Annotated in this window: 25 protein-coding genes; 13 read left to right on the top strand and 12 right to left on the bottom strand. The window is 66.5% G+C overall.

All coding sequences use genetic code 11. The features are described from left to right. Positions 1-52 precede the first annotated feature (52 nt). From gshB to rsmI, 3 genes are read right to left on the bottom strand one after another with little or no spacing between them, the layout of a single operon-like run. Entirely contained in the window at positions 53-1000 is a 948-nt protein-coding gene (gene gshB / locus ACWPMZ_RS07115) for a glutathione synthase (protein ID WP_455703310.1), read from the bottom strand. Between the two features lie 19 nt (positions 1001-1019). Continuing rightward, complete coding sequence (locus tag ACWPMZ_RS07110) at positions 1020-1370, bottom strand: YraN family protein (protein ID WP_455703309.1); 351 nt, start codon at positions 1368-1370, stop codon at positions 1020-1022. Continuing rightward, positions 1367-2221 carry a 16S rRNA (cytidine(1402)-2'-O)-methyltransferase gene (rsmI, locus tag ACWPMZ_RS07105; RefSeq protein ID WP_455703308.1) on the bottom strand — a complete coding sequence of 285 codons (855 nt, stop codon included), beginning with the start codon at positions 2219-2221 and terminating at the stop codon, positions 1367-1369. Before rsmI ends, ACWPMZ_RS07110 begins: the two co-directional genes overlap by 4 nt. 39 nt (positions 2222-2260) lie before the next feature. Here rsmI and ACWPMZ_RS07100 point away from each other — a divergent pair, with 39 nt between their 5' ends. From ACWPMZ_RS07100 to ACWPMZ_RS07090, 3 genes are all read left to right on the top strand, one after another. Beyond that, positions 2261-3412, top strand: coding sequence for a penicillin-binding protein activator (locus ACWPMZ_RS07100; protein WP_455703307.1), 1152 nt, complete (start codon positions 2261-2263; stop codon positions 3410-3412). A 60-nt stretch (positions 3413-3472) separates the two neighbouring features. Next, positions 3473-5449, top strand: a complete 1977-nt coding sequence (gene parE / locus ACWPMZ_RS07095; protein ID WP_455703306.1) for a DNA topoisomerase IV subunit B — start codon at positions 3473-3475, stop codon at positions 5447-5449. Positions 5450-5518: 69 nt separating this feature from the next. Next, the gene (locus tag ACWPMZ_RS07090; protein ID WP_455703305.1) at positions 5519-6403 is read left to right on the top strand and encodes a DUF817 domain-containing protein; all 885 of its coding nucleotides are present in this window, start codon (positions 5519-5521) and stop codon (positions 6401-6403) included. On the opposite strand, the gene ACWPMZ_RS07085 is transcribed toward ACWPMZ_RS07090, so the two are convergent. From ACWPMZ_RS07085 to ACWPMZ_RS07075, 3 genes are all read right to left on the bottom strand, one after another. Further along, positions 6354-7754, bottom strand: coding sequence for a methyl-accepting chemotaxis protein (locus tag ACWPMZ_RS07085; RefSeq protein WP_455703304.1), 1401 nt, complete (start codon positions 7752-7754; stop codon positions 6354-6356). The two genes, ACWPMZ_RS07090 and ACWPMZ_RS07085, sit on opposite strands and share 50 nt — an antisense overlap. A gap of 88 nt (positions 7755-7842) precedes the next feature. Next, complete coding sequence (locus ACWPMZ_RS07080; protein ID WP_455703303.1) at positions 7843-8586, bottom strand: glutathione S-transferase family protein; 744 nt, start codon at positions 8584-8586, stop codon at positions 7843-7845. 56 nt (positions 8587-8642) lie between these two features. Next, positions 8643-9470 (bottom strand): hypothetical protein, encoded by an 828-nt coding sequence (locus ACWPMZ_RS07075; protein ID WP_455703302.1) that lies wholly within the window; start codon positions 9468-9470, stop codon positions 8643-8645. A 202-nt stretch (positions 9471-9672) separates the two neighbouring features. On the opposite strand from ACWPMZ_RS07075, the gene ACWPMZ_RS07070 reads away from it, so the two are divergent. Beyond that, positions 9673-10014 carry a hypothetical protein gene (locus ACWPMZ_RS07070; protein ID WP_455703301.1) on the top strand — a complete coding sequence of 114 codons (342 nt, stop codon included), beginning with the start codon at positions 9673-9675 and terminating at the stop codon, positions 10012-10014. A gap of 3 nt (positions 10015-10017) precedes the next feature. Here the strand turns inward: ACWPMZ_RS07070 and ACWPMZ_RS07065 are convergent, their stop codons facing one another. Beyond that, complete coding sequence (locus ACWPMZ_RS07065) at positions 10018-11217, bottom strand: exo-beta-N-acetylmuramidase NamZ family protein (RefSeq protein WP_455703300.1); 1200 nt, start codon at positions 11215-11217, stop codon at positions 10018-10020. Continuing rightward, on the bottom strand, positions 11214-11756 hold the full coding sequence (locus tag ACWPMZ_RS07060; protein ID WP_455703299.1) for a DOMON-like domain-containing protein: 543 nt from the start codon (positions 11754-11756) through the stop codon (positions 11214-11216). The genes ACWPMZ_RS07065 and ACWPMZ_RS07060 overlap by 4 nt, the downstream gene beginning before the upstream one ends. A 32-nt stretch (positions 11757-11788) precedes the next feature. Between ACWPMZ_RS07060 and tyrS the strand changes: the two genes are divergently transcribed. The 8 genes from tyrS to ACWPMZ_RS07020 all read left to right on the top strand — a co-directional run bounded on the left by tyrS (position 11789) and on the right by ACWPMZ_RS07020 (position 18371). Next, positions 11789-13018: a tyrosine--tRNA ligase gene (gene tyrS / locus ACWPMZ_RS07055; protein ID WP_455703298.1), complete on the top strand. Its 1230-nt coding sequence runs from the start codon at positions 11789-11791 to the stop codon at positions 13016-13018. 80 nt (positions 13019-13098) lie between these two features. Next, the gene (locus tag ACWPMZ_RS07050; RefSeq protein ID WP_455703297.1) at positions 13099-13434 is read left to right on the top strand and encodes a PilZ domain-containing protein; all 336 of its coding nucleotides are present in this window, start codon (positions 13099-13101) and stop codon (positions 13432-13434) included. A gap of 84 nt (positions 13435-13518) precedes the next feature. Beyond that, a complete protein-coding gene (locus ACWPMZ_RS07045; RefSeq protein WP_455703296.1) occupies positions 13519-14799 on the top strand; it encodes an MFS transporter in 1281 nt (426 codons plus the stop codon). Further along, the gene (cysK, locus tag ACWPMZ_RS07040) at positions 14796-15716 is read left to right on the top strand and encodes a cysteine synthase A (protein WP_455703295.1); all 921 of its coding nucleotides are present in this window, start codon (positions 14796-14798) and stop codon (positions 15714-15716) included. The genes ACWPMZ_RS07045 and cysK overlap by 4 nt, the downstream gene beginning before the upstream one ends. 57 nt (positions 15717-15773) lie before the next feature. Further along, positions 15774-16466 carry a CDP-alcohol phosphatidyltransferase family protein gene (locus ACWPMZ_RS07035; RefSeq protein WP_455703294.1) on the top strand — a complete coding sequence of 231 codons (693 nt, stop codon included), beginning with the start codon at positions 15774-15776 and terminating at the stop codon, positions 16464-16466. A gap of 71 nt (positions 16467-16537) precedes the next feature. Beyond that, positions 16538-16945: a DUF6152 family protein gene (locus ACWPMZ_RS07030; RefSeq protein WP_455703293.1), complete on the top strand. Its 408-nt coding sequence runs from the start codon at positions 16538-16540 to the stop codon at positions 16943-16945. Beyond that, the gene (locus ACWPMZ_RS07025; protein ID WP_455703292.1) at positions 16945-17670 is read left to right on the top strand and encodes a hypothetical protein; all 726 of its coding nucleotides are present in this window, start codon (positions 16945-16947) and stop codon (positions 17668-17670) included. Before ACWPMZ_RS07030 ends, ACWPMZ_RS07025 begins: the two co-directional genes overlap by 1 nt. Next, positions 17667-18371, top strand: a complete 705-nt coding sequence (locus tag ACWPMZ_RS07020; RefSeq protein ID WP_455703291.1) for a dienelactone hydrolase family protein — start codon at positions 17667-17669, stop codon at positions 18369-18371. The genes ACWPMZ_RS07025 and ACWPMZ_RS07020 overlap by 4 nt, the downstream gene beginning before the upstream one ends. Here the strand turns inward: ACWPMZ_RS07020 and ACWPMZ_RS07015 are convergent. The 3 genes from ACWPMZ_RS07015 to ACWPMZ_RS07005 all read right to left on the bottom strand — a co-directional run bounded on the left by ACWPMZ_RS07015 (position 18368) and on the right by ACWPMZ_RS07005 (position 21551). Beyond that, positions 18368-20125: an acyl-CoA dehydrogenase C-terminal domain-containing protein gene (locus ACWPMZ_RS07015; protein ID WP_455703290.1), complete on the bottom strand. Its 1758-nt coding sequence runs from the start codon at positions 20123-20125 to the stop codon at positions 18368-18370. The two genes, ACWPMZ_RS07020 and ACWPMZ_RS07015, sit on opposite strands and share 4 nt — an antisense overlap. Then, a complete protein-coding gene (gene hisI / locus ACWPMZ_RS07010; protein WP_455704178.1) occupies positions 20122-20460 on the bottom strand; it encodes a phosphoribosyl-AMP cyclohydrolase in 339 nt (112 codons plus the stop codon). The genes ACWPMZ_RS07015 and hisI overlap by 4 nt, the downstream gene beginning before the upstream one ends. A 350-nt stretch (positions 20461-20810) precedes the next feature. Further along, positions 20811-21551 (bottom strand): ComF family protein, encoded by a 741-nt coding sequence (locus ACWPMZ_RS07005; protein ID WP_455704177.1) that lies wholly within the window; start codon positions 21549-21551, stop codon positions 20811-20813. 42 nt (positions 21552-21593) lie between these two features. Between ACWPMZ_RS07005 and ACWPMZ_RS07000 the strand changes: the two genes are divergently transcribed. Then, positions 21594-22352 carry a methyltransferase domain-containing protein gene (locus tag ACWPMZ_RS07000; RefSeq protein WP_455703289.1) on the top strand — a complete coding sequence of 253 codons (759 nt, stop codon included), beginning with the start codon at positions 21594-21596 and terminating at the stop codon, positions 22350-22352. Here the strand turns inward: ACWPMZ_RS07000 and ppdK are convergent. Next, complete coding sequence (gene ppdK / locus ACWPMZ_RS06995; RefSeq protein ID WP_455703288.1) at positions 22335-25025, bottom strand: pyruvate, phosphate dikinase; 2691 nt, start codon at positions 25023-25025, stop codon at positions 22335-22337. The two genes, ACWPMZ_RS07000 and ppdK, sit on opposite strands and share 18 nt — an antisense overlap. Positions 25026-25060: the final 35 nt, after the last annotated feature.

Raw genomic sequence — 25060 nt, 5'->3', positions numbered from 1 at the left:
TTAGCAGCGCCCATGGCGGGTCTGCACCTCGCAACCCGCCAGTCTCACCAGTCTAAAGCCGTGCCTCGATGGCGTCCCAGATGAGCGATGGCGTGTCGGTCCCGTTGAACGCGTCGATCGCGACAATGCCGGTCGGGCTGGTGACGTTGATCTCGGTCAGGTATTTCCCCCCGATCACGTCGATGCCCACGAATACGAGGCCGCGCGCCTTGAGTTCTGGGCCGAGTGCGGCGCAGATTTCCTCCTCGCGTGGGGTGAGCTCGGTCTTTTCCGCATAGCCTCCCTGCGCCAGGTTGGAGCGGAATTCGCCCTTGCCCGGCTTGCGGTTGATTGCGCCCGTCACCTCGCCGTCGATCAGGACGATGCGCTTGTCGCCTTCCGCCACCTCGGGGATGAACGGCTGGATCATGTGCGGTTCGGGCCAGGTCTGGTTGAACACCTCGAACAGCGCGGCAAGATTGGTTCCGTCTGCCTCGATCTTGAAGATCGCCTTGCCGCCGTTGCCGTGGAGCGGCTTGACCACCACCGCGCCGTGCTTCTCCATGAAGGGCCGCACGTCGCGCACCTGGCGGGTCACCAGCGTTGGCGGCATGAACCGCGCGTAGTCGAGCACGAACATCTTTTCCGGCGCGTTGATGACGCTGCGCGGGTCGTTGACCACCAGCGTTTCGCCGCGCAGCCGGTCGAGCAGCATGGCGGCGCTGATATAGCCCAGGTGGAACGGCGGATCCTGGCGCATCAGGACGACGTCGATATCGGTGGCGAGATCGATCCGGCGTGCCTCGCCGCTCCATTCGAAATGGTCGCCCTCCACGCGCCGCACGGTCAACGGGCGTGCCCATGCGGTGATTCGCCCTTCGTCCCAGGCGAGCGAGGTCACATCGTAATGCCAAACCTCGTGCGCGCGGGCCTGAGCGGCGAGCATCAACGCGAACGAGCTGTCCCCGGCAATCCCGATCGTCTCGATCGGATCCATCTGAACGGCGACGCGAAGGACCATGAATTCTCCCTTTCCCGGCCTAGGGCTGCCAGGCGTTGACGATGTGGCGCGGCAGGCTGCGGGGCGCAAGGAGGATGACGTCGATGCGGATATCCTCGCCCTGGCCGGCGTACTCGTGGGCCACGCATTCGACCGCAGCGGCCACGCGAGCAAGACGGTACTGGTCGATCGCAAAATCAAGATCGGCAGTCGTCTTGCGCCATTTGACCTCGACGAAGGCGACCGTCCCGCCGCGCCGGGCGACCAGATCTATCTCGCCGCGCGGCGTCTTCACCCGGCGGGCGAGGATCGCCCAGCCCTGCACCTGCAACCACAGGGCCGCGCGGGTTTCGCCTTCGCGGCCTTGTTTTTCGGCGACCTGCCGCCTCACCGGTCGCGCAGTTCCAGCGCCCGCGCGTAGAGCGCCTTGCGGTCGAGCCCGGTGGCCTTGGCGACCTGGGCGGCCGCCTGCGACGGCTTGAGGTCGCCCAGTGCCTCGCGCAGCAGATCGTCCGCCTCGGCAGCGTCGGCCACCTGTTCGCCCGGCGGCCCCACCAGCAGGACTATCTCCCCTCGTGGCGGATGGGCGGCGTAATGCACCGCCAGATCTTCCGGTTGGCCCGTCCGGCATTCCTCGTGCAATTTGGTCAGCTCGCGCGCCACCGAGACGTCGCGCCCGGGCAGGACGGCGGCGATTGCGGCGAGCGATTTCGCCAGACGAGGCGCAGTGTCGAAGAAGATCAGCGTGGCCGGCACGGCCGCCAGTTCGCGCAGGGTATCCTCGCGCGCCTTGTCCTTCTGCGGCAGGAAGCCGGCGAACAGGAAGCGGTCGTTGGGCAGGCCTGACAGCGTCAGTGCCAGGACGGGTGCGCTCGGCCCCGGCAGGCTGGTGACCGCGATCCCCGCCGCCCGCGCTTCGCGCACCAGGCGATAACCGGGATCCGAAACCAGCGGCGTGCCGGCATCGCTGACCAGGGCGACCGCGCGGGTCCGCATCGAATCGATCAGCCGCGCGCGGTCGTTCGGGCTGGCATGGTCGTCGTAGCGCCAGAGCGGCTTCGACACGGCCAAGTGGCGGATCAGCTTCTGCGTCACCCGCGTGTCCTCGCAGGCGATCCCATCGCACCGGCGCAGCACGTCCGCGGCGCGGATTGTCACGTCGCCGAGATTGCCAATCGGCGTCGCGACAATATAGAGACCGGGTTGCAAGGGTTCGGGAGAAGGGTCGCGCTCTTCGCTCACGATGAGCCTATTGAACCATCCGCATGAGGAGCGGCAAGCATGTTCGGTAATTTGAAGCGGTTGCTGGGCGTTGGCCTGCTAGGCATGGCGCTGGGCGCCTGCCAGGTCATTCCGAAGACGCAGGCCCCGCCCATAGCTTCCCCCACGGCGGCCCCGACCACCTCGCCAGACGATCTGCCGAGCGATGACGGCCGCCACCGTGTCGCACTGCTGGTGCCGCTGACCGGCGCCAACGGCCAGGCCGGGCAGTCGATCGCCAACGCCACCACGATGGCGCTGCTCGACACCAACGCCTCGAACCTGCGCATCACGACCTACGACACGGCGACCGGCGCCAACAACGCCGCCGCGCGCGCCATTCGCGAAGGCAACAAGCTGATCCTCGGCCCCCTGCTCGGCGACGATGTCCCGGGCGTCGTGGCCCAGGCGCGCCCTGCCCGCGTGCCGCTGATCACCTTTTCCAACGATACCTCGGTCGCGGCGAACGACGTGTTCGTCATGGGTGTCATCCCCGAGCAGTCGGTCGTCCGCACGGTCGACTACGCGATCGGCAAGGGCGCCCGGCGCTTTGTCGCGCTGGTGCCCAATGGCGAATACGGCCGGCGCACCGAGATCGCCCTGACCCAGCGCCTCGGCGCGGCCGGCGGCGTGCTGGTCGCGACTGAGCGGTACGACCGCGGCAACACCTCGATCGTCAGCGCGGCCGAGAGACTGAAATCACGCGGTGGATACGACGCGGTGCTGATCGCCGACGGCGTGCGCCTTTCGGCCATGGCCGCGGGCACGCTGAAGGCGGCCGGCGCGGCGCAGCCCATGATCCTTGGCACCGAGCTGTGGAGCGGCGACGACAGCCTGGCGCGGGCCAGTGCGCTGCGCGGCGCGTGGTTCTCGGCGCTCAGCGACACCCGCTATCGCCAGTTCGTGAACAGCTACCAGGGCCGCTTCGGCACCCAGCCCTATCGCATCGCCACCCTCGGTTACGACGCCGTGCTGCTGAGCCTGCGGGTGGCGCGCGACTGGCGGCCCGGCACGACGTTCCCGACCGCCGCGATGCTCGACGCCGGCGGCTTCCTCGGGCTCGACGGCGCGTTTCGCTTCCGCCGCGACGGCATAGGCGAACGGTCGCTGGAGGTGCGCCAGGTTGGCAACGGCGCCGTCAGCGTCGTCGATCCGGCCCCCGCGCGGTTCTAGGACCGGATAAACTGCGCCCGCAGCTTGAACTGCGCGGAATCGCGCACCTATAGCAGTTCCATGGCCGACGACCTGTTCGACAAGACCCCCGCCGCGGGCGGCGACTACGACGCTTCGTCGATCGAGGTGCTGGAAGGGCTCGAGCCGGTTCGGCGTCGGCCCGGCATGTATATCGGCGGGACCGACGACCGCGCGCTGCACCACCTCGCCGCCGAAGTGCTCGACAACGCGATGGACGAGGCGGTGGCCGGATATGCCAACCGCATCGAGGTCGTGCTGAGCGAGGGCAACGTGCTGTCCATCAGCGACAACGGGCGCGGCATCCCGGTGGGCGAGCACCCCAAGTTTCCCGGCAAGTCGGCCCTAGAGGTCATCCTCACCACGCTGCACTCGGGCGGCAAATTCTCGGGCAAGGCCTATGCCACCAGCGGCGGCCTGCACGGTGTGGGCGTGAGCGTGGTCAATGCGTTGAGCGACCACACCCGGGTCGAGGTGGCGACCAACAAGGAACTGTTCGCGCAGGAGTTTTCGCGCGGCGTGCCCAAGGGGCCGATCCAACGCCTTGGCACGACGCCCAACCGGCGCGGCACGACGGTGGAATTCCACCCCGACGCGGAGATCTTCGGCGATCGCGAGTTCAGCCCCAAGCGCCTGTTCAAGCTCGCCCGGTCCAAGGCCTACCTCTATGCCGGTGTCGAGATACGCTGGAAATGCGCGCCTTCGCTGGCGTCGGAAGACGTTCCGGCAGAAGCCGTGTTCCAGTTTCCGGGCGGCCTGTCCGATCATCTTGCCGAGCAGGTCGGCGGGCGCGAATGCGTCACCAGCCAGTTCTTCGCCGGGCGGCAGGACTTTCCCGACGATCAGGGCCGCGTCGAATGGGCTGTCGCCTGGCCGCTGTGGTCCGACGGTTCGTTTTCCTGGTACTGCAACACCGTGCCCACGCCCGACGGCGGCACGCACGAGCAGGGCATGCGCGCCGCCCTGACCAAGGGCATCCGCGCCTTCGGCGAACTGGTGGGACAAAAGAAGGCCAAGGACATCACCGCCGACGACGTCGTCAACGGCAGCGAGATCATGCTCTCGGTCTTCATCCGCGATCCGCAATTCCAGAGCCAGACCAAGGATCGGCTGACCAGCCCCGAGGCGACCCGCCTGGTCGAGAATGCGGTCCGCGACCACTTCGACCATTTCCTGTCCGACAACATGGAGCGCGGCAAGGCGCTGCTCGGCGCGGTGATGGAGCGGATGGACGAGCGCCTGCGCCGCAAGGCAGAGCGTGAGGTCAAGCGCAAGACGGCGACCAATGCCAAGAAGCTGCGGCTGCCCGGCAAGCTGACCGACTGTTCGGGCGAAGGCAGCGGCGAGACCGAGATCTTCATCGTCGAAGGCGACAGCGCCGGCGGCAGCGCCAAGCAGGCGCGCGACCGCAAGACCCAGGCCATCCTGCCGATCCGCGGCAAGATCCTCAACGTCGCCAGCGCCACGGCGGACAAGATCCGCGCCAACTCGGAGATCGCCGACCTGGCGCTCGCGCTCGGCTGCGGCACTCGCAAGGACTGCGATCCGGCCAACCTTCGCTATGACCGCGTGGTCATCATGACCGACGCCGACGTCGACGGCGCGCACATCGCCACCTTGCTGATGACCTTTTTCTTCCAGGAAATGCCTGAACTGGTCCGCCGCGGGCACCTCTTCCTGGCCCAGCCCCCGCTGTTTCGCCTGAGCACTGGCAAGGAAAGCCATTACGCGCGCGACGAGGATCACCGACGGGAGCTGGAAGCCACGATCCTCAAGGGCAAGAAGATCGAGGTCAGCCGATTCAAGGGACTGGGGGAAATGAACCCCGCGCAGCTGCGCGAAACGACGATGGACCCCAAGAGCCGCAGCCTGATCCGCATTACCCTGCCGCCCGAGCACGAGCAGCGCTACGCCGTGGCCGAACTGGTCGATCAGTTGATGGGCCGCAATCCCGAGCACCGGTTCAACTTCATCCAGAGCCGTGCCGGCGAACTGGACCGCGATTTGATCGACGCCTGACGCGTTTCGTCACGCGGCTCAGGAATTGCTCATTTGCCCGAGGCGGCATGGCGAACGCATGCACTCGTCATGTCCTCGCCAGTCCAGACCACCCGCTATGCCGCGATACGCGCCCGCCTCGAGGCGATCGAGCCGCGCGCCGGATGGCGGTCGTGGGCCTTCGAGTTCGCGCTGTTCGTCTTCAAGCAAGGCTGGGCCTGCCTGTTCGGGGCGCTGATGCTCGCGCTGCTGCTGGCGACGCACCTGTTTTATCCTGCCGACGCGGCGCTGGCGCGCTACGATTTCCTGACCCTGGCGGCGCTGGGCATCCAGATCGCCATGCTCGCGCTGCGACTGGAAACGCTGGACGAGGCGAAGGTCATCCTGGCGTTCCATATCGTCGGCACCGTCATGGAACTGTTCAAGACGAGCGTGGGGTCGTGGATCTATCCCGAGCCCAGCGTGCTGCGGATCGGCGGCGTGCCGCTGTTCTCGGGGTTCATGTATGCCGCGGTCGGCAGCTATATCGCCCGCGTTTGGCGCATCTTCGGCTTTCGCTTCAGCGGCTTTCCCTCGGGGCTCTGGCCGCACCTGCTGGCGGGGGCGATCTACTTGAATTTCTTCGCGCATCATTGGCTGCCCGATGCCCGGGTCATCCTGTTCCTCGCCATCGGCGGCCTGTTCTGGCGTACGCGGGTCCACTTCACCACCTGGCGGGCCGAGCGACGGATGCCGCTGCTGCTCGGTTGGCTACTCGTGGCCCTGTTCATCTGGTTTGCCGAGAACGTGGGCACCTTCGCGCGGGCGTGGAGCTACCCGGACCAGGCGGAGGGTTGGCGCATGGTCTCTCCCGCGAAGCTGGGCGCCTGGTACCTGCTGATGTATATCAGTTTCGTGCTGGTCGCCGTGGTCGAGCGGCCGGGAGTCAACCGAAGCTGTAGGCCAGTTCCACGTCGCCCCAGCGCCGCCCGTTGATCACCAGCGGGACGTAGACATTGCGCACCACGCGGTAGCTGCGCCCGTCGTTCTCCTGCCGGTAGACCGCCATCATGTAGTCGTCCGCGCTGGCCTTCGCCTTGCGGTCGATGGCATCGAGGATCTTGCGGCCGTTGCGGCAGAACTGGGTGTCATGGGCCACATCGCCGGTCGGCGGGCGCGAATGGCGCGACAGGTGGGTGGGCAGGAAACCGGCCATGTCGGTGCAGGCGCTCGCCATGATGCGCGTGTCGGCCGCGGCGAACCTGTCGAGCAGCGGCTGCCAGGCACGGTCGGCGAACGGCGTCAGACGGGTGCGGAAACGCCGGGGGTTGCTGCCGGGGATTTCGATATAGTCGGCGTCGAACAAGGCGTCGGCAGTGATTTCGCCCGCTGCCAGTGCAGCCTCCGTCCGCGCGGCCACCTCGCGTGCATTGGCCTGGGCCATTTCCACCATCGCGCTGTCGGCGGGGGAGAGACCCGACTTGACCAGCGCGTCGAACATGCCGCTGGCAGTGAGTTCGAGATCCTCCACCCGCTGGTGCGCGCCCTGAAGTTGGCTTTCGTTGGTGGCCGCGGTGAGGCCGAAGCGGTCGAGGACTTCGCTGACCCGGTGGACATGGCTGCTGATCGTGCCCGTTGCGCGGGCGATCTGCTCGTTCTGCGTGTCCACCTCGTGGATCAGGTCGCCCACGGTGACGAGCGTTTCCTCGATCCGGCTGACCGAGGCGCGCGCCAGTCCGCTGGCCTCGCTGCCCGAGCGGATCTTGCCGATCACCTGCTCGCCTTCGCCGGCCAGCATGTCGACCGTGCGCGAGATTTCCTTGCTCGCACGGTGGGCCTCGCCGGCGAGGTTTTTGACCTCGTTGGCGACGACCGAGAACGTTCGACCGGCCTCGCCCGCACGCATCGCCTCGATCGCGGCGTTGAGCGCGAGGATGTTCGTGCGGTCGGCGACCTGCTCGATCTCGAGGCTGGTGCGCTTGACCTGTTCCATCGCCGCGGCGAACCCGGTCACGTGCTGCGCCAATGTCTGCACTAGTTCGAGCAACCCGTTGATCTCGGCCAGCGAGGAGCGGATGTGCTGCGAACCTTCCTGCAACCGCGCGGTCGCCCGGGCGGACAGGACCCGCGCTTCGTCGCAGGCGTCGGTTACATGGGCCTGGTCGGCGTCGAGCGCCTTCACAGTGCCTTCGAGCGCGGAATATTCCTCGCGCAGGGTGCGCGACGACGCGATGACCGCGCTGATGACGCCCGCCACGTCCGAGCATCCGACCGTGACCTCCCCGCAATGAAGAGAAATCGCGTCGACGTCGGCACCGGCCGCGGCCGGAACTCCTGCAATGTTCATATTCAACCCTTGTGCCCGATCTTGCCGGAACACTTAGGTCGCGATGGTTATCGTTCGTTTAAGGGATGGACCGAATTACGCGTGCCGGTCAGTCCTTGCGCGGCTCGAACTTCTCGCGCGGGACGCTGGCGAACATCTTCTGCACCGCGGGTCTATCGTGGATCTGCCGGATCCAGCGCACAAGATGCGGGGTGTCGCTCTCGTTGACCAGTTCGGCGAAGCCCTTCTCCATCCCGTTGGCGATGGCGAAATTGCAGATGTCGGCGAGCGAATACATGCCCCCGGCCAGCCACTCGTTGCTCGCCAGGTGGTCGTCCAGCCGGCGGACGGACACCCCGATCTTGCGCATCTCCTCGTCCAGCACCTCCTGCGGGAAGCCGGCCCGGGCATTGCGCCACTTCACCTGCTGCTCGGGGACCGGGATTTGCGTCACCATGTCCTCGAACTCGGCGTCCGACAGGTGCTTGACCATGCTGCCGATGTAGCGGTGCCAGCCGATGGTGGAGACGCACCAGCAGAAGTATTCGTCGACCCACTTGGTCCAGACCCGCATCTGCGCCCGGTCGTAGGGATCGTCGGGCCGTAGGCTCACTTCGGTCGGGTGCGCGTCCTCCAGGTATTCGCAGATCACCGTGCTTTCGGTGACGATCCGTCCGCCGTCTTCAAGTGCCGGGACCTGGCCCCGGGGGTTGATCGCCTTGTACCAGTCCGAATGGTGCTCGAACTTGGCCGGGTTGAGCTGGCGATGGGTGAACTCCAGCCCCTTCTCGTAAAGCGCCAGCATGGGCTTGAGCGAGTTCGCACCCGGTCCGAAGCTGTAGAGCGTAAGCATTATTCCTGTCTCCCGTGCAGACCCATCGCCTAGCGGGCCTGCACGGGCACAGGCAACTACTGGTTGGAGATCGTCCGCGCCAGGCGCGCGACCTCGGTCGACTTGTTGGTCATGCCGTCGCTGGCGTAGATTCCGCGCAGCAGGGCCAGGTCGGTGGCGGTGATCATCGCCGGCGCATCTTCCGGCGCCTGATCGAAGGCCGTCAGGACAGTGGGCACCGCCGAGCTACCCGGCACCTCGATCGGCGTCAGCGCCCGCATCGCGATATGGTCGGCGATCTGCCACAACTGTCGGCCGTTCACCGCGTCGAGCGAGACGATGACGAACGCGGTGTCGATGACCTGCTTGCTCGATTTGTCGAACAGCGAAACGCTGTCGACCCGGGCCGACGAGGGCTCGAACGGCGAATTGGGGTCCTGCAACCGCTCTCCCTTGAGATTGCGTGAGCTCGTAACTGCCCATGAAAGGACCTTGGCATCCGAATTGCCCAGCTCCTTGACCCGGTGCTTGCTCAGGCTCTTGATCCACGTGGGCTCGGTGCCACCGACCTGGCTAAACAGTGCGGCGGGCTTGTCGGTGAACATGACGACGAGGTTCGGCTTGCAACCTTCCGCACCCTCGGCGGCCCCGGCAGCCGATGCGACCTTGCGGATCCGCGCATCGAGCCGCGCGGCGAAATCCGGCGTGACCCCGGTGATGGCGGGGCACACGCCGTCGATATAGCGCGCGATCTGCCCGTCGACCGGGTCGACAATCGCGTTGACATGGCTCCGGGCCACCGCCTCGGGGACTTCGACCTGGCCGGTGACGACGATTTCCGACTGCTGCGCCAGGGCCGGGGCCGAAACGAGCGCCACGAGTGAGAGAGCAAACTTGCGAACCATGTGTACCTCCTTGATCCGCCACCATTCTACGCTCGTGCCTGAACCGCTGTAGTGCCCTGGCTTGCTGTTTGTCGAAACTTCACGTCGCTCGCAGACGTTGGATATCCGTTCGTCGTGGGACTGCTCAACTGGCCCCGCCGGCTTGACGGATTTTGCGTGAATCGGGCCGATTTGCTATCTTGCCGCAATAGGAGCGCTTGAAATGAGAAACATTCTTGCAATGGCCGCCCTTCTATCGTGCATCGGCGCCACAGCCCCCGATCGAGTCGAGAATGCCCCGCCTGCCAATGCCCGGAGCGCTGGCAACGAGGCCAACGGTCCGAGCGAACATGTCTGCAGCGACAAGATCCAGTCGGTGCGCGCCGAGCGCGGGCTGCCCTCGGTGCGCCGCGAAAGCGCCTCGGACGACGAGCCGCTGTTCATCAAAGCGGTGGACCACCGAATCGATGGTTGTTCGGCCATGATCATGGCGTGGGACACCAGCGACGTCCGCCCGCTGCCGCAAGTCGAGGTCGGCGAACCGCGATTGCGGCCCGCGCGCTAGGCTTCAATACAGCAGCAGGTTCGCGATCTCTTCGCGCCAGGACGCTTCGTCGGGTCCGGCAAGAGCCTCAAGGTCGCCGGGTAGCGCGGCATCGTCGTCCACCCATTCGCGCAGGCCGGGCCCGCCGTTGATCACGTCGATCGCCAGCCGATTGAACTCGTATTCATAGGGGAAATCCCGCCAGATCGGGTAATCCGGATAGAGCCGTCGGATCGCTTTGAAGGCCAGCGCCTGCAGGCGCCACGGCTTAAACGCCTCATGGTCGTAGGACCGCCCCTCGGCATGGATCATCAGCGCGCTGCACAGCTCGCCCGCATGCTTGTGGAACGTCGGCGTAAACCAGCATTCGCGCAGCGCACATCCGTCGAGCCATTCCGGCGCGAAGCGGTGCATCTCGGCCAGGACCTTGCCCGCGTCGATGTCGGGTGCACCGAACAGCACTTCGAGCGGCCGGGTGGTACCCCTGCCCTCGCTCAGCGTCGCCCCTTCGATCATCACGGTGCCGGCATAAGCCCGCGCCATGTTGAGGTTCGCCGCATTGGGACTCGGATTGATCCACACCCGGCTGTCGGGCCAGCCGAAACCCGGTCCGGCCTCGGGCAGCCAGTGGTGCATCTCGATCACCCGGTAATCGACATCGAGTCCGAAGTGGCGAATGAACCAGTGGCCCATCTCGCCCATCGTCAGCCCATGCCGCATCGGCATCGGCGCGGCGCCGACGAAGCTTTCCTGCCCCGGAATCAGCAGGGTGCCCTCGACCGGGCGGCCTGCCGGATTGGGTCGATCGAGCACCCACACCGTCTTGCCCAGCTTTGCAGCTTCCTCCAGCAGGTAGAGCAGCGTGGTGACGAAGGTGTAGATGCGGCAGCCGAGGTCCTGCAGGTCGAACAGGAACACGTCGGCGGACGACATCATCTGCCCGCTCGGGCGGCGCACCTCGCCGTAAAGGCTGAACACGGGGATGCCGTGGACCGGATCGGTCTCGTCCGGCGTCTCCACCATGTTGTCCTGCTTGTCGCCCTTGAGGCCGTGCTGCGGGCCGAAAGCGCTGGTCACGTTGATCCCCGCGGCGACGAGCGCATCGAGCGAATGCACCAGGTCGGCGGTGACCGATGCCGGGTGGGCCACCAGAGCCACGCGCCGCCCTTCGAGTTGCTTCCTCAGGTCGGGTTCGGCAAGGAGCCGGTCGATACCGAATTTCATGCCGGGCCGGGTGCCGCAAGCGCGGCCGTGAAGCAAGCCGGGTCATGGAAATCGGGAGCCTCGCCCCTGTGCGCCAGCGCCCAATAGGATTTCACCCCGCCGCTTTCCTCGATTACTGCCGTCAGCCCCATGGCACAATCCGCGAGCGGGATGCCGTCGGCGGGAATCGCGGCGTCGAATATGGCGAAGGTACTTCCTCGGCGCATCGTGCAGGTCGGCTCGCGCGACACCGGCCGCTCGCGCATGCCTTCGCGGCGACGTTCGAAATCGTAGGCCGCCCAACGCTCGGACGGAGACAGGTTGAATTCGCAATAGACCGCTCCGCCCGCAGGCTGGAGAAACAGTTCGAAGCAGGTCGTCTGCCACAGGCCGTCCGCCCGGCCCTTCCCTGCAAACGCGGGGATGACGAGGGAGCCAGCCCCCTCGATCCGCCAGCGCACGCGCAGCCAGTTCTCGTCCCGCCCGGTGATCCGCGCCTCGATCGCGGATACTTCGAGCGGCGGATGCGCGGGATGGGCGATCAGGCTATGCGTTTGCATCGCGCGCCTTAAGTGCTAACCGCCGCGCCGCCATGAGCCAGTACAAGTCAGACCTCCTGAACCTGCTCCACGAGCGGGGTTACATCCACCAGGTGACCGACGCCGCCGCACTCGATGCGCTGGCGACGAAGGAAATTGTGCCCGGCTATATCGGCTACGATCCGACCGCGCCATCGCTGCATGTCGGTCACCTGATCCAGATCATGCTCCAGCGCCGCCTTCAGCAGGCCGGGCACAAGCCGATCGTGGTGGTGGGGGGTGGAACCGGCAAGGTCGGCGACCCCAGCTTCAAGGACGAAGCGCGCGCGATGATGAACGACGAGCGGATCGCCGCCAACGTCGCCTCGATCCGCGGGACCTTCGGCAACATCCTGCAATTCGGCGACGGACCGAGCGATGCGATCATGGTCGACAACGCCGAATGGCTCGATCCGCTGATGTACCTGCCGTTCCTGCGCGAGGTCGGCCAGCATTTCTCGATCAACCGCATGCTGAGCTTCGATTCGGTCAAGCTGCGGCTCGACCGTGAGCAGTCGCTCAGCTTCCTCGAATTCAACTACATGATCCTGCAGGCCTACGACTTCAGGGAGTTATCGCAACGCTACGGCTGCCGCCTCCAGATGGGCGGCAGCGACCAATGGGGCAACATCGTCAACGGCGTCGAGCTGACCCGGCGGATGGATGGTGTGGAGGTCTACGGCCTGACAACTCCGCTGCTCGCCCGGGCCGATGGGGCGAAGATGGGCAAGACGGCCTCCGGCGCCGTCTGGCTGAACGAGGATGCCCTGCCCAACTTCGATTTCTGGCAGTATTGGCGCAACACCGACGACCGTGACGTCGGCAAATTCCTGCGCCTGTTCACCGACGTTCCGCTGGACGAGATCGCCCGGTTCGAAGCGCTCGAAGGCAGCGAGATCAACGAAGGCAAGATCCTGCTGGCCAACGAAGTCACGTCCATGGTCCGCGGCCCCGAAGCGGCCCGTGCCGCGGCGGCGACTGCGGCGGCGACCTTCGCCGGCGGCATGGGGGAAGACTTGCCCGTGCTCGAGGTAGGCGCGGAGGGCATTCGCCTGGGCGCCGCGTGCACGGCCATCGGCTTCGCCGCCTCGGGAGGCGAGGCCAAGCGCAAGATCGCCGAAGGGGCCGTGCGGATCGACGATGTGCCCCAGTCCGACCCGGGCCTGCTCATCTCGCTATCCCCGGGCGAGGAGCGTAAGTTGTCGCTCGGCCGGAAGCGTCACGGGATACTGCGCGGGGCCTGAGGCCCGGTCCTTTACCGTTTGTCCAGCTTTTGCTGCCAGAACCCTCGTTCCATGCAACTGAACGGAGGGGTCGTGGGAACATGAGCGGAGCGCAGCTATCCGTTACCGACCAGCGCCGCGCTACACGGCATCCGGTCGATTTCCCGGTCATCGGGGAACATCGCACTCGCGGCGATGTGCAACTGCATGTCAGCAATCTGTCTGCCCATGGCTTCATGGTCGATCAGGCGACCGACCTTGCGCGGGGCGACCGCGTGATCGTTCGCCTCCCCGAAATCGGGCGGATCGAGGCGTACTGCATCTGGACGGCCGATGACCGCGCGGGTTTCCAGTTCGAGCGGATCATCCGGCTCGACGATTTCATGGGCATGATCTCCGCGATTCAGCCCAATCCGCGCCTGCGCCGCAGAAGCTGATCGACCGCGGGCTAAAGCCCTTCTCGCACCCCGTATAGTTCGCACCGCTTGGCAGGCCCTCGCGCGCCTGTCATCTGCGCTGGCGTGAGCGAACCGACCAGCCCGTTGCAGATCGCCGACTACCGGCGCTTCTGGCTGGCGCGATTCCTTTCGGTTTTCGCCACGATCGCCGTGGTCGTGCTACTCGGATACCAGGTCTACGACGTCGCGCGCGCCGATTACGGCATGGGGCGGCGCGACGCGGCCTTCATGCTCGGCTTGCTCGGCGCCGCGCAGTTCGTGCCGCTCATGCTGCTGACCCCCGTGGCGGGCGTGGCGGCCGACCGCTTCGACCGGCGCCATGTGGTCCTTTTCGCCAACACCATTGACGGGGCGATCGCGCTGATATTGGCCGTCTCGACATGGCAGGACTGGCTCACGCTGCCGCTGCTGTTCGCGGTTGCCGCGCTGCACGGCGCGGCGCGGGTGTTCAACGGCCCTGCCCTGTCGGCCATCGCGCCCAACATCGTCCCCCCGCCCCTGCTTCCGCGCGCCATCGCGCTGGGCTCGATCGCCTGGCAGAGCGGCAGCGTGGCCGGGCCGGCCATCGGCGGGCTCCTGTTCGGGTGGAGCGAGCATGCACCCTATTTCCTCTCGGCCGCGATGCTGGTCGGTTCAGGGTTGTTGATCTCGTCGATCCGGCCTGTCCGTGCGCGTCACGAAGGGCCGCCCGTCCGGCCGCTGCATCAGATGGTCGAGGGGTTCCGCTTCGTGCGCCGCGAGCGGTTCCTGCTGGGCTGCGTCACGCTCGATCTGTTCGCGGTCCTCCTGGGCGGGGCGACGGCGCTGCTGCCGGTCTTCGCGCGCGACATACTGCAGGTTGGGCCCGAGGGGCTCGGCATCATGCGCGCGGCCCCTGCGCTGGGCGCGGCGCTGGTCGCCGGCTTCCTCGCGTTTCGCCCGTTCGGCTACAACGTCGGCGTCAAGATGCTCTGGGCGGTCGTTGCCTACGGCGGAGCGACGCTGGCATTCGCCCTGTCGCGCAACTTCTTTCTCTCGCTGTTCTTCCTCGCGGCGCTGGGTGCCGCCGACATGATCTCGGTCTTCGTGCGCAGTTCGCTCGTCCAGCTCAACACGCCCGACGACAAGCGGGGCCGTGTGTCGGCGATTTCCGGGCTGGCCATTTCCGCTTCCAACGAACTGGGCGAACTGCAGTCCGGCCTGGCCGCGGCACTGCTCGGCGCAACGGGGGCTGTTGTCTTCGGCGGCGTGGGTGCGATAGTGGTTACCGCGATCTGGGCGGTGATCTTTCCCGAGCTGCGGCACGCACGGACGTTCGCCCCCAAATACCTCGACGATGATCCCCGGAAGGAACCAGCACCATGAAGGCCGACAACGTCCTCGCCACCATCGGCAACACCCCGCATATCCGCCTCGTCCGCCTGTTCCCCGATCACGAGGTCTGGGTGAAAAGCGAGCGGGCCAATCCCGGCGGTTCGATCAAGGATCGCATCGGCCTGGCCATGGTGGAAGCGGCCGAACAGGACGGGAGCCTCAAGCCCGGCGGCACGATCATCGAGCCGACCAGCGGCAACACCGGTATCGGTTTGGCGATGGTCGCTGCGGTGAAGGGCTACAAGCTCGTCCTCGTCATGCCCGAATCGATGAGCATCGAGCGGCGCCGCCTGATGCTCGCCTATGGCGCCTCCTTCGACCTGACCCCGAAGGAAAAGGGTATGAAAGGCGCGCTCGAACGAGCAGCCGAACTCGTCGCCAGCACACCGGGGGCCTGGATGCCCCAGCAGTTCGAAAATCCGGCGAACATCGCCGTTCATGCGCGTACCACCGCGCAGGAAATCCTCGCCGACTTTGCCGATGCTCCTCCGCAGGTGCTGATCACCGGGGTCGGCACCGGCGGCCATCTCACGGCATGTGCCGAAGTGCTCAAGCGGACGTGGAGCGACCTCAAGGCCTATGCGGTGGAGCCTACGCTGAGCCCGGTCATCAGCGGCGGCCAGCCCGGCCCCCACCCGATCCAGGGCATCGGCGCGGGGTTCATCCCCGGCAACCTCCACACCCAGGTCATCGACGGGGCGATCCAGGTCGATCCCGAGGATGCCAAGGAGATGGCCCGCCGTTGCGCCCGCGAGGAAGGCCTGCTCGTCGGCATCTCGAGCGGCGCAACGCTTTCGGCGATCAAGGCCAAGGCGGCCGAACTCGACAGCGGGACCTGCATCCTCGGCTTCAACTACGATACGGGCGAGCGTTACCTGTCCGTGCCGGATTTTCTGCCGACCGAATAGAACCGCCGGGCTCCGCGCAAGTTTACAATTCGGTGACATGCGCGGATAAGCGCGCCCATGGCATCGCGTGACGCACCGCAACTCAAACCTATCGACCGGATTCAGGAAAACGTTCTCGCCCGCAGCGAGCGGCGGCTGCTGAACTGGCTCTGCGCACGGATGCCGGCCTGGGTCGTCCCCGACCTGCTAACGGCGATCGGCATGGTCGGCGCGCTCGCGGTCTTCGCCGGCTACATCGCCAGCAACGCGGCCGACGCGTGGCTTTGGCTCTCGATCGCCGGGTACGTGATCCAGTGGTTCGGCGATTCGATGGACGGCAGCCTCGCCCGCTTCCGCAAGACAGAACGCCCGCGCTATGGCTACTTTCTCGACCACAGCTGCGACGGCCTGGCGACGACGCTGGTCGTGGTCGGGATCGGGCTCAGCCACTACGTCATGCTCGAAGTCGCGCTCGTCGCGCTGGTCGGATACCTGCTGATGTCGATCCACGCGTTCCTCTCGGTCCGCGTGCTGGGAGAGCTGAAGCTGTCCTATCTCAATGCCGGACCAACCGAGCTGCGCCTGGTGCTTATCGCCATGACCCTGCTGATGATCGCCGCCGGCAATCGGCCGGTGGTGTTCGGACTGACCTGGTTCGACCTGTTCGTCGGAGCCGTGGGGATTCTCCTGATCCTGCTTTTCGTGCTTCAGACCGTGACCACCGCGCGTCGCCTCGCCGTCGAGGAACCGCCGGTGAAATGGCGTCCCTAGACCGCGAGAGGACTTGCCGCGGCAGGCGCGCGTGATACCCTTCGCGAAAGCATAAGCGGCGGGAGGGTTGAATGATGCGCAGGTTGGCCTGTTGGGCTCTGGCGGCGGCAGCGCTGCCAATCGTTCCGTTAGCGGCGCATCATTCGTTCGCGATGTTCGACAACACGCGCTCGATAACGCTGCGCGGCGCGGTCACCAAGTTCCAGTGGACCAATCCGCATGCCTTTCTCGAGGTCGATGCCACCCAGCCCAACGGCTCGACCAAGCATTACACGCTGGAGATGACGAGCATCAACATGATGAGCCGGGGCGGCTGGTCCTCGCGCACGATCAAGGCCGGCGACCAGGTGACCGTCTACGTCTCGCCGCTGCGCAACGGTACCGCGGGCGGCCTGGTGCTGGAAGTCGTGCTGCCGAGCGGCAAGCACATGCTGCCGGGCGTCCCCAATGCCAGCCGCTATGCACGGACCTCCGATTGATGCGGGCCTTTCTGGCGGTCATCGCCCTCCTGGCAGGAGCGCCGGTGCTGGCGGAACCGGACCTGTCGGGACAGTGGGAGCGGTACCCGGTCGCGCAGGGCGATCCGGTCGATCCGCGTTATGCGCCCACCCCGATTCCCGATCCTCCGCTCAAGCCGGAATTCATGGCTGGTTGGCGCGAGAAGCAGAAAATCCTGGCCCAGCGCATCGAAGAGGGGCAGCCGGCGGGAGACAACTACGTCAAATGCATCCCTGACGGCATGCCCGCGATGATGATGGGCATGTTTCCGATGGAAATCGTCCAGCGACCCGAGAAGATCAACATCACTCAGGAAGCCTTCAACCAGCAGCGTCGCATCTACATGGGCGAAAAACTGCCCGCATGGGACGAGATCGATCCAACTTTCTTCGGTCGGTCGGTCGGGCATTGGGAGGGCGATACCCTGGTCATCGAGACGACCGGCGTGAAAGACTACGTGACCTTCCGCTGGACGCCCCACGCCGAGTCGATGAAAATCACCGAGCGCATCAGTCTGCTGGCGCCCGACTATCTGCGAAACGAGGTCACCGTGGAGGACGAGCATCTCGCCAAGCCATGGACCTGGTCGTGGACCTACAAGCGGCTGCCCGACTACAAGATGCAGGAATACGTCTGCGAGGATAACCGCGAGATCATCGGCGAGGACGGCATCCAGGTCTTCGTCCCCAAGGGGTCGTCCGAATGAGCGAACAGGTCGCATATACCGATGGCGACACGACGCTGACCGCCCTGGTCTTTCGCCCATCGGGCCCGCCGCGTGCCACCGTCGCGGTCTATCCTACGATCATGAACCAGGTCGGCGTGGTGCTCGCCAAGGCGCGCAAGCTTGCCGATGCCGGTTACCTCGCGATGGTTGCCGATTTCTACGGCAAGAACCCCGCCTCCTTCGACGAGGCGCGCGAGTTTGCTGCCGCCATCAGGCCCGAGCCGGAGGACTTCCGCCGCCGCATCCGGCAGGCGCTACGCGCGCTGGCTGCGCTGGAAGGAGCGGCAGGCGTTCCCATGCTGGCGATCGGCTTCTGCCTCGGCGGACGCGCGGTGCTGGAACTGGCGCGCGAAGGCGCTCCGCTTGAGGCCGTCGTCAGCTTTCACGGATTGCTCGACACCGAATTGGGGACCGAACCGGGCAGGATTTCCGCGCGGATACTGGTCTGTCATGGTGATGCGGATCCGATGGTTCCGCGCAGCCAGGTGGTGGCCTTCTGGGAGGAAATGGACGCGGCCGGGGCGGACTGGCATTTCCATTCCTACAGCGGCGTCAAGCACGGCTTCACCAACCCCGGCCCGGCGACGAACCCCGCGACCGGTTACGACGCGAGCGCCGACCGGCAAAGCTGGGCCGCGATGCACGCGCTGTTCGACGAGGTCCTTGAACAGGCCGGCTAGGCCCGCTCGAACTGCTCGGCATCGAGCGCCATCAGGGTTGCGGCTCCAGCCTCGACCTTGCGCCGCAAGGCCCCGCAATCGGGCAGCGTCCGCTCGGCATAATGCCGTGCCGTCACCAGTTTTGCCGCGAGAAACGCATTGTCGGGCTCGCTGGCTGCGAGCGCGGCCATGCGAAGCCACATCCAGCCGATGGCAGCCGTGCCAATCATCTGCATGAACGCATAGGACCCTGCACCCAGCGCATCGGGATCGTCCTGCCCCTCTGATACCAGCCAGGTCGCTGCTTCGCGTGTTTCGTGCACACCTTCGCGCAAGGGGCCGGAAATCCAGCGCAGTTCCTCAGCACAGTCGGCGCAGGCGCTCTCGATCAGTGCCAGGAACCGCTCGCACACCTCGCCTCCGTCGCGCGCGAGCTTGCGCCCTGCCAGGTCGAGTGCCTGCACCCCGTTGGCACCTTCGTAGATCATGCAGATGCGTGCATCGCGCACGATCTGTTCCATGCCCCACTCCTTGACGTAACCGTGCCCGCCGTAGACCTGCTGCATGGCAACCGCGGTCTCGAACCCCCGGTCGGTGCCGAAGGCCTTGATCACCGGCGTGAGGAAGGAAACCAGATCGTCGGCCGCCTTGCGCTCGGCCGCATCGGCCAACCCGTGCGCGAGGTCGATCTGCAACGCGGTCCACAGGACCAGCGCGCGAAACCCCTCGGTGAAGGCCTTGGCGTCCATCAACATGCGCCGCACATCGGCGTGGACGAGCAACGGATCGGCCGCGTGTTCGGATTTGCGGGTCCCGCGGCCCTGCTTGCGATCGATCGCGTAGGCGACACCCTTCTGGTAGGCGTTCTCCGCGTGGGCGAGCCCCTGCGCGCCCACGCCCAGCCGCGCCGCGTTCATCATCAGGAACATGCCGGCCAGGCCCATGTTCTCCTGCCCCAGCATGAAGCCGGTCGCTTCGTCGAAGTTCATCACGCAGGTAGCGGAGCCGTTCAGCCCCATCTTGTGCTCGATCGAGCCGCACGACAGGCTGTTGCGCTCCCCGTCTGGCAGCAGCTTGGGCACCAGAAACAGCGATATGCCGCGCGAACCATCGGGCGCACCGGGAACGCGGGCCAGCACCAGGTGAACGATGTTATCGGTCAGGTCGTGCTCGCCGCCCGAGATGAATATCTTCTGCCCGGAGATCGCGTATGTGCCGTTGCCGCGCGGTTCCGCGCGAGTGCGCATCAGGCCAAGGTCGGTGCCGGCGTGCGCCTCGGTCAGCGCCATGGTGGCAAGCCACTCACCCGAGACCATCCTGGGAAGGTACTCCTGCTTCAATTCAGGGGTGGCGGTGGAATTAACTGTCGTCACCGCCCCGGGCATGATGCCGGGGTACATCATGAAGCCGGCGCAAGCCGAATTCATGTACTCCTCGATCACCGCGGACAGCACATGGGGCATCCCCTGCCCGCCGAATTCCTCGGGCTGGACCAGAGTGATCCAGCCGGCTTCCACGACCTTGCGGTAGGCTTCGCGAAACCCGCTCGGTGTCGATACCGACCCGTCGTCGTGACGCGTGCATCCCTCGCGGTCGGACACCAGATTGAGTGGGGCGACGACTTCGGCGCAAAAGCGGCCGGCCTCGCCGACAACCGCTTCAAGCAGATCGCCGTCAACTGCGGCGAGTTGCGGCGTGTCGTCGCGGCCGCCCACGCCGAGCAACTTCTCGAGCACGAACATCGTGTCGCGCAGCGGAGGGGTCCATGGCGTCATTCGGTATCTCCGGCGGGCACGAGATATTCGCCCTCAAGCGCACGATAGAAACAGGTCGGCGCCCCGGTGTGGCAGGCCGGGCCGGCGGGCTGCACCTGGAGCACCAGCGCATCCTGGTCGCAATCGACCAATATCCGCTGGACCCGCAGCACGTTGCCCGACGTCTCGCCCTTCATCCACAGTTTGCCGCGACTGCGCGAATGGAAATGCGCCAGCCCCGTCTCGCGCGTCTTCGCTAATGCGGCGGAATCCATGAACGCCACCATCAGCACTTCGCCCGTTTCGGCGTGCTGCACCACGGCCGACAAAAGCCCCGCAGAATCGAACTTGGGCATGAAGGCCCTGCCGGTTTCCCGCTCAGAAATGACACATCCTTTCCGACTGTTGCGCGACCTGCAACCATTGCTGGCAGCTTGTTGCACGATAACCACATGCGCCATGTAAAATCTATGCGTTCAGGCCAAGTGGCTTTCGCTCGAATTCTTTCGGTGGAATGAACCGTCTTGCGGTTCTGACGAGCCGCCGTCCAAGCCGGACGCGCATCGCGCCAAGGTATGGGGGGTCCCGGGACCGTCAACGCGGACTGGACAAAATGAGGGTTTGGACCGTTGCATCCACTGGGGGCGATGCGGCAGTCCAGCGATTTTCGTCACGCGAACGCCCGGGCATTGCCCGGGCGTTTTGCTTATGCGGCGTCCAGTGCTTCGTCGAGCACGCGGGCGAAGCAGGCGATCACCACCTTGGCCGCCCCCGCCCGCTTCAGGGCCGACACGCAAGCGGCACTGGTCGCGCCGCTCGTCATCACATCGTCGACCAGCAGGACCTGCGCTCCTTTTAATCGGCCCGCACGACTCGCATTGGCAACGATGGCCCCTGAGAGCGCGCGCGATCGGGCGTTGCGTCCGAGTCCCCCGAGCGGCGGGGTCGGCTTCGTGCGGACGAGGGCATCCACCACCAGCCGCGCGCCGGTCAGTTTGCCCACCTCGGCGGCGAGCAAGGCGGACTGGTTGAACCCGCGCTGCCACAGCCGCCGGCGATGGAGCGGCACCGGCACCGCGATCCATTCGCCCTCGAGCACCGGCAACCGCGCGACCATCTGCCGCGCAAGCAGCCGGGCCAGCGCGATCCGCCGCCCGTGCTTGAAGGCCAGCACCAGCTTGCGCGATGGTTCGTTGTAGAGCGTCGCCGCGGCGATCCCGTCGTGCCTGGGCGGATCGGCCATGCATGGCGCGCAGATCGTCCCGTCCGGCATGGCCTGCGCAAAGGGCCGCTGGCAACTGGCGCAGCAGGGCTCCCCGGGGATGGCCAAGTCGCCCCAACAAGCGGCGCAGAGTCCGTCCTGCGCCGCAAGTCCGGCGCTGCACAGCGGACACCGCGGCGGGTAGACGAGGTCGATGACGGGGGAGAGAACCTGCTTGAGCGACACCGTGGGTATGCTGCCCCGCGCTCCCTTGGTAGGCAACCCGCCGTGACCGCCCCGCCGATCATTTTCGCGCCCCGCCGCAAGCTGGCTCGCGCGATGCGCTCGTCCCGCCTCGCGCGGGAAGACGGCGCGGCGGATTTCCTGATCGAGGCGATGCGCGAGGATATCGAGGAGCGGCTCGCCTTCCTGCAGGTGTCTCCGCGAACGATCCTAACCGACAGGGCCGGATTCGCCTGCGGTCCGGAGGGGGCTGGCTGGCATTACGTCCGCGAGTTCGGCGATGGCTCGGCATCCGGTCCGGGTGCCGAATTCCCCGAGCGGTTCGACGCGGTGATCAGCGTTGCCGCGCTCGATGCGGTGAACGACCTGCCGGGCGCACTGATCGAGATGCGCACGCTGCTGGAACCCGGCGGCCTGGTGATCGCCTCGTTCGTCGGTGGCGCCAGCCTGCCCCGGCTTCGACGGGCGATGTTCGGGGCCGAGCCCGACCGGCCCGCCGCGCGCATCCACCCGATGATCGACCCGCGATCGTGCCCCGAACTGCTGTCGCGGGCTGGCTGGTCGCACCCGGTGGTCGATACCTTCACGCTGACCGTGCGCTATTCCGGGATGGACCGGCTGGTGCAGGACCTGCGCGAGCAGCGCCTGGGCAATGTCCTCGCCTCGCGCGCCCCCTACCTCTCGCCCGAGGCGGCCGACCGGGCGCGGGCGGCGTTTCTCGCGCAGGCCGATGCCGACGGGAAAGTCAGCGAGACCTTCGAGATCGTGACCCTCACGGGCCGCCGGTCACTCGCCGGAACGTAGCGCCGCCTGCGCCGCCGCCAACCGCGCGATCGGCACGCGGTAGGGGCTGGCGCTGACGTAATCGAGCCCGACCTGCTCGCAGAACATGATGCTGGCAGGATCGCCGCCATGCTCACCGCAGATGCCCAGCTTGAGGTCGGGCCGCGCCGCCCGGCCCCGCTCGGCCGCCATCTCGACCAGTTGCCCCACGCCCTCGATATCGAGGCTGACGAAGGGGTCGCGCGCGTAGATGCCCTTGTCGACGTAGACCGCCAGAAAGCGCGCCGAATCGTCGCGGCTGACACCCAGCGTGGTCTGCGTCAGGTCGTTGGTGCCGAAGCTGAAGAAGCTTGCCTCTCCCGCGATTTCGCCCGCCATCAGCGCGGCGCGCGGCAGCTCGATCATCGTGCCGACCAGATAGTCGAGCGTGATGCCCTTCTCCGCGAAGACCTTGCTGGCGGTTTCCTCGACCACAGCCTTCAGTAGCGCCAGTTCCTTGCGCGTGCCGACCAGCGGGATCATCACCTCGGGCACGACCGGGTCGGCGCCGCCGCTGCTCCCCTGGGCCGTCACCTCGCAGGCCGCTTCGAAGATCGCCCGCGCCTGCATTTCGTAGATCTCGGGATACGTCACGCCCAGCCGGCACCCACGATGGCCCAGCATGGGATTGAACTCGTGCAGTTCGGCGGCCCGGCGCTTGAGATGGTCGATGCCTACCCCGGAAGCCTGCGCAACGGTTTCGTACTCCGCATCGCTGTGCGGCATGAACTCGTGCAGCGGTGGGTCGAGCAGGCGGATCGTGCAGGGCAGTCCGGCCATCGTGGTGAAAATCGCGACGAAATCGGCACGCTGTTCGGGCAGCAGCCGCTCGAGCGCGCGGCGGCGCCCGGCCTCGTCGTCGGCCAAAATCATCTGCCGCACCGCGCCGATGCGGTTCGCGTCGAAGAACATGTGCTCGGTGCGCGCAAGGCCGATGCCCTCGGCGCCGAACTGGCGAGCCATGCGGCAGTCCTCGGGCGTTTCGGCGTTGGTCCGCACCTTCATCCGGCGGTGCCGGTCGGCCCATTCCATCAACGTGCCGAAATCGCCAGCCAGTTCGGGCTCGATAGTCGCCACCTGCCCGGCCATGATTTCGCCGGTGGCCCCGTCGATGGTGATGGTATCGCCTTCGGCCAGGTCGCGCTCGCCGATGCGCAGCGTCCGCGCGGTGAGGTCGATCGTGACCCCCGAGGCGCCCGACACGCACGGGCGGCCCATTCCGCGCGCTACGACCGCCGCATGGCTGGTCATGCCGCCGCGGGCCGTCAGGATACCCTGCGCCGCGTGCATCCCGTGAATGTCCTCGGGCGAGGTTTCTACCCGCACGAGCACGACCCGGTCGCCCCGGCCCGACCAGCTTTCCGCGGTGTCGGCATCGAGGACGATCTTGCCGGACGCCGCGCCGGGGCTGGCGGGCAGGCCCTTGGCCAGCACGTCGCGCGGGGCATCGGGATCGAGCGTGGGGTGGAGCAACTGGTCGAGCGCCATCGGATCGACCCGCAGCACGGCGGTCTTCTCGTCGATCAGCCCCTCGGCCACCATGTCGACCGCCAGCTTGAGCGCGGCCTTGGCGGTGCGCTTGCCGCTGCGCGTCTGCAGCATCCACAGCTTGCCCTGCTGCACGGTGAATTCGATGTCCTGCATGTCGCGGTAATGCGTTTCCAGCAGGTCGAACACGCGGGCCAGTTCGGCATAGGCTTCGGGCATGGCCTCTTCCATGCTTAGCGGCTTGGCCCCGGCCCGCTCGCGCGCGGCCTTCGTCAGGTACTGCGGGGTGCGGATGCCGGCGACGACGTCCTCGCCCTGCGCGTTGACCAGCCACTCGCCGTAATAGGCACGCTCGCCGGTGGCCGGGTCGCGGGTGAAGGCGACGCCGGTGGCGCTCGTCTCGCCCATGTTGCCGAAGACCATCGCCTGCACGTTGACCGCCGTGCCCCAGTCGCCCGGAATGTCGTTCAGGCGGCGGTAGACCTTGGCCCGGTCGCTCTCCCAACTGTCGAACACCGCGCCGATGGCTCCGAACAATTGGCCCCAGGGATCGTCGGGAAACTCGCGGCCGGTCTCCTCGCGTACGATGTCCTTGTAGCGCACCGTAAGGCCCTCGAGCGCCTCAACCGGCAATTCGGTGTCGAGGTAGACGCCGTTGTCCTCCTTGGCGATTTCCAGCGCTTCCTCGAACAGGCCGTGGTCGGCGCCCATCACGACGTCGGCGTACATCTGGATGAAGCGGCGATAGCTGTCCCACGCGAAGCGCGCGTCGCCGCTGGTGTCGGCCAGGCTTTCAACCGCCTGCTCGTTCATTCCCAGGTTCAGCACCGTGTCCATCATGCCCGGCATCGAGACCCGCGCGCCCGAGCGCACTGAGACGAGCAGCGGCACCCCGGAGCCGGGCACGCCGAAACGGCAGCCGGTCGCCTGCTCGATGTGGCGGATGCCCTGGCGGATCTCGTCCTTGAGCGCACCGCTAAGTGACCTGCCGCCTGCGTTGTAGGCAGTGCATTCCTCGGTTGTGATCGTGAATCCGGGGGGAACCGGCAGGCCGATCTCGGCCATCTCCGCAAGGTTGGCACCCTTGCCGCCGGTGACGGTCTTGTCCTTCTGCCGGGGATCGGAATGGTCCGCCGAACCGCCGAATGGATAGACCGTCTTGATCATGTTACCCCTGTAAAAGCTGACGACTTGGACCGGAT

This window comes from Tsuneonella sp. HG222 (assembly GCF_053819185.1).
The sequence above is the reverse complement of the archived record's forward strand: the minus strand, read 5'-3'. Positions and strand labels throughout refer to the sequence as shown.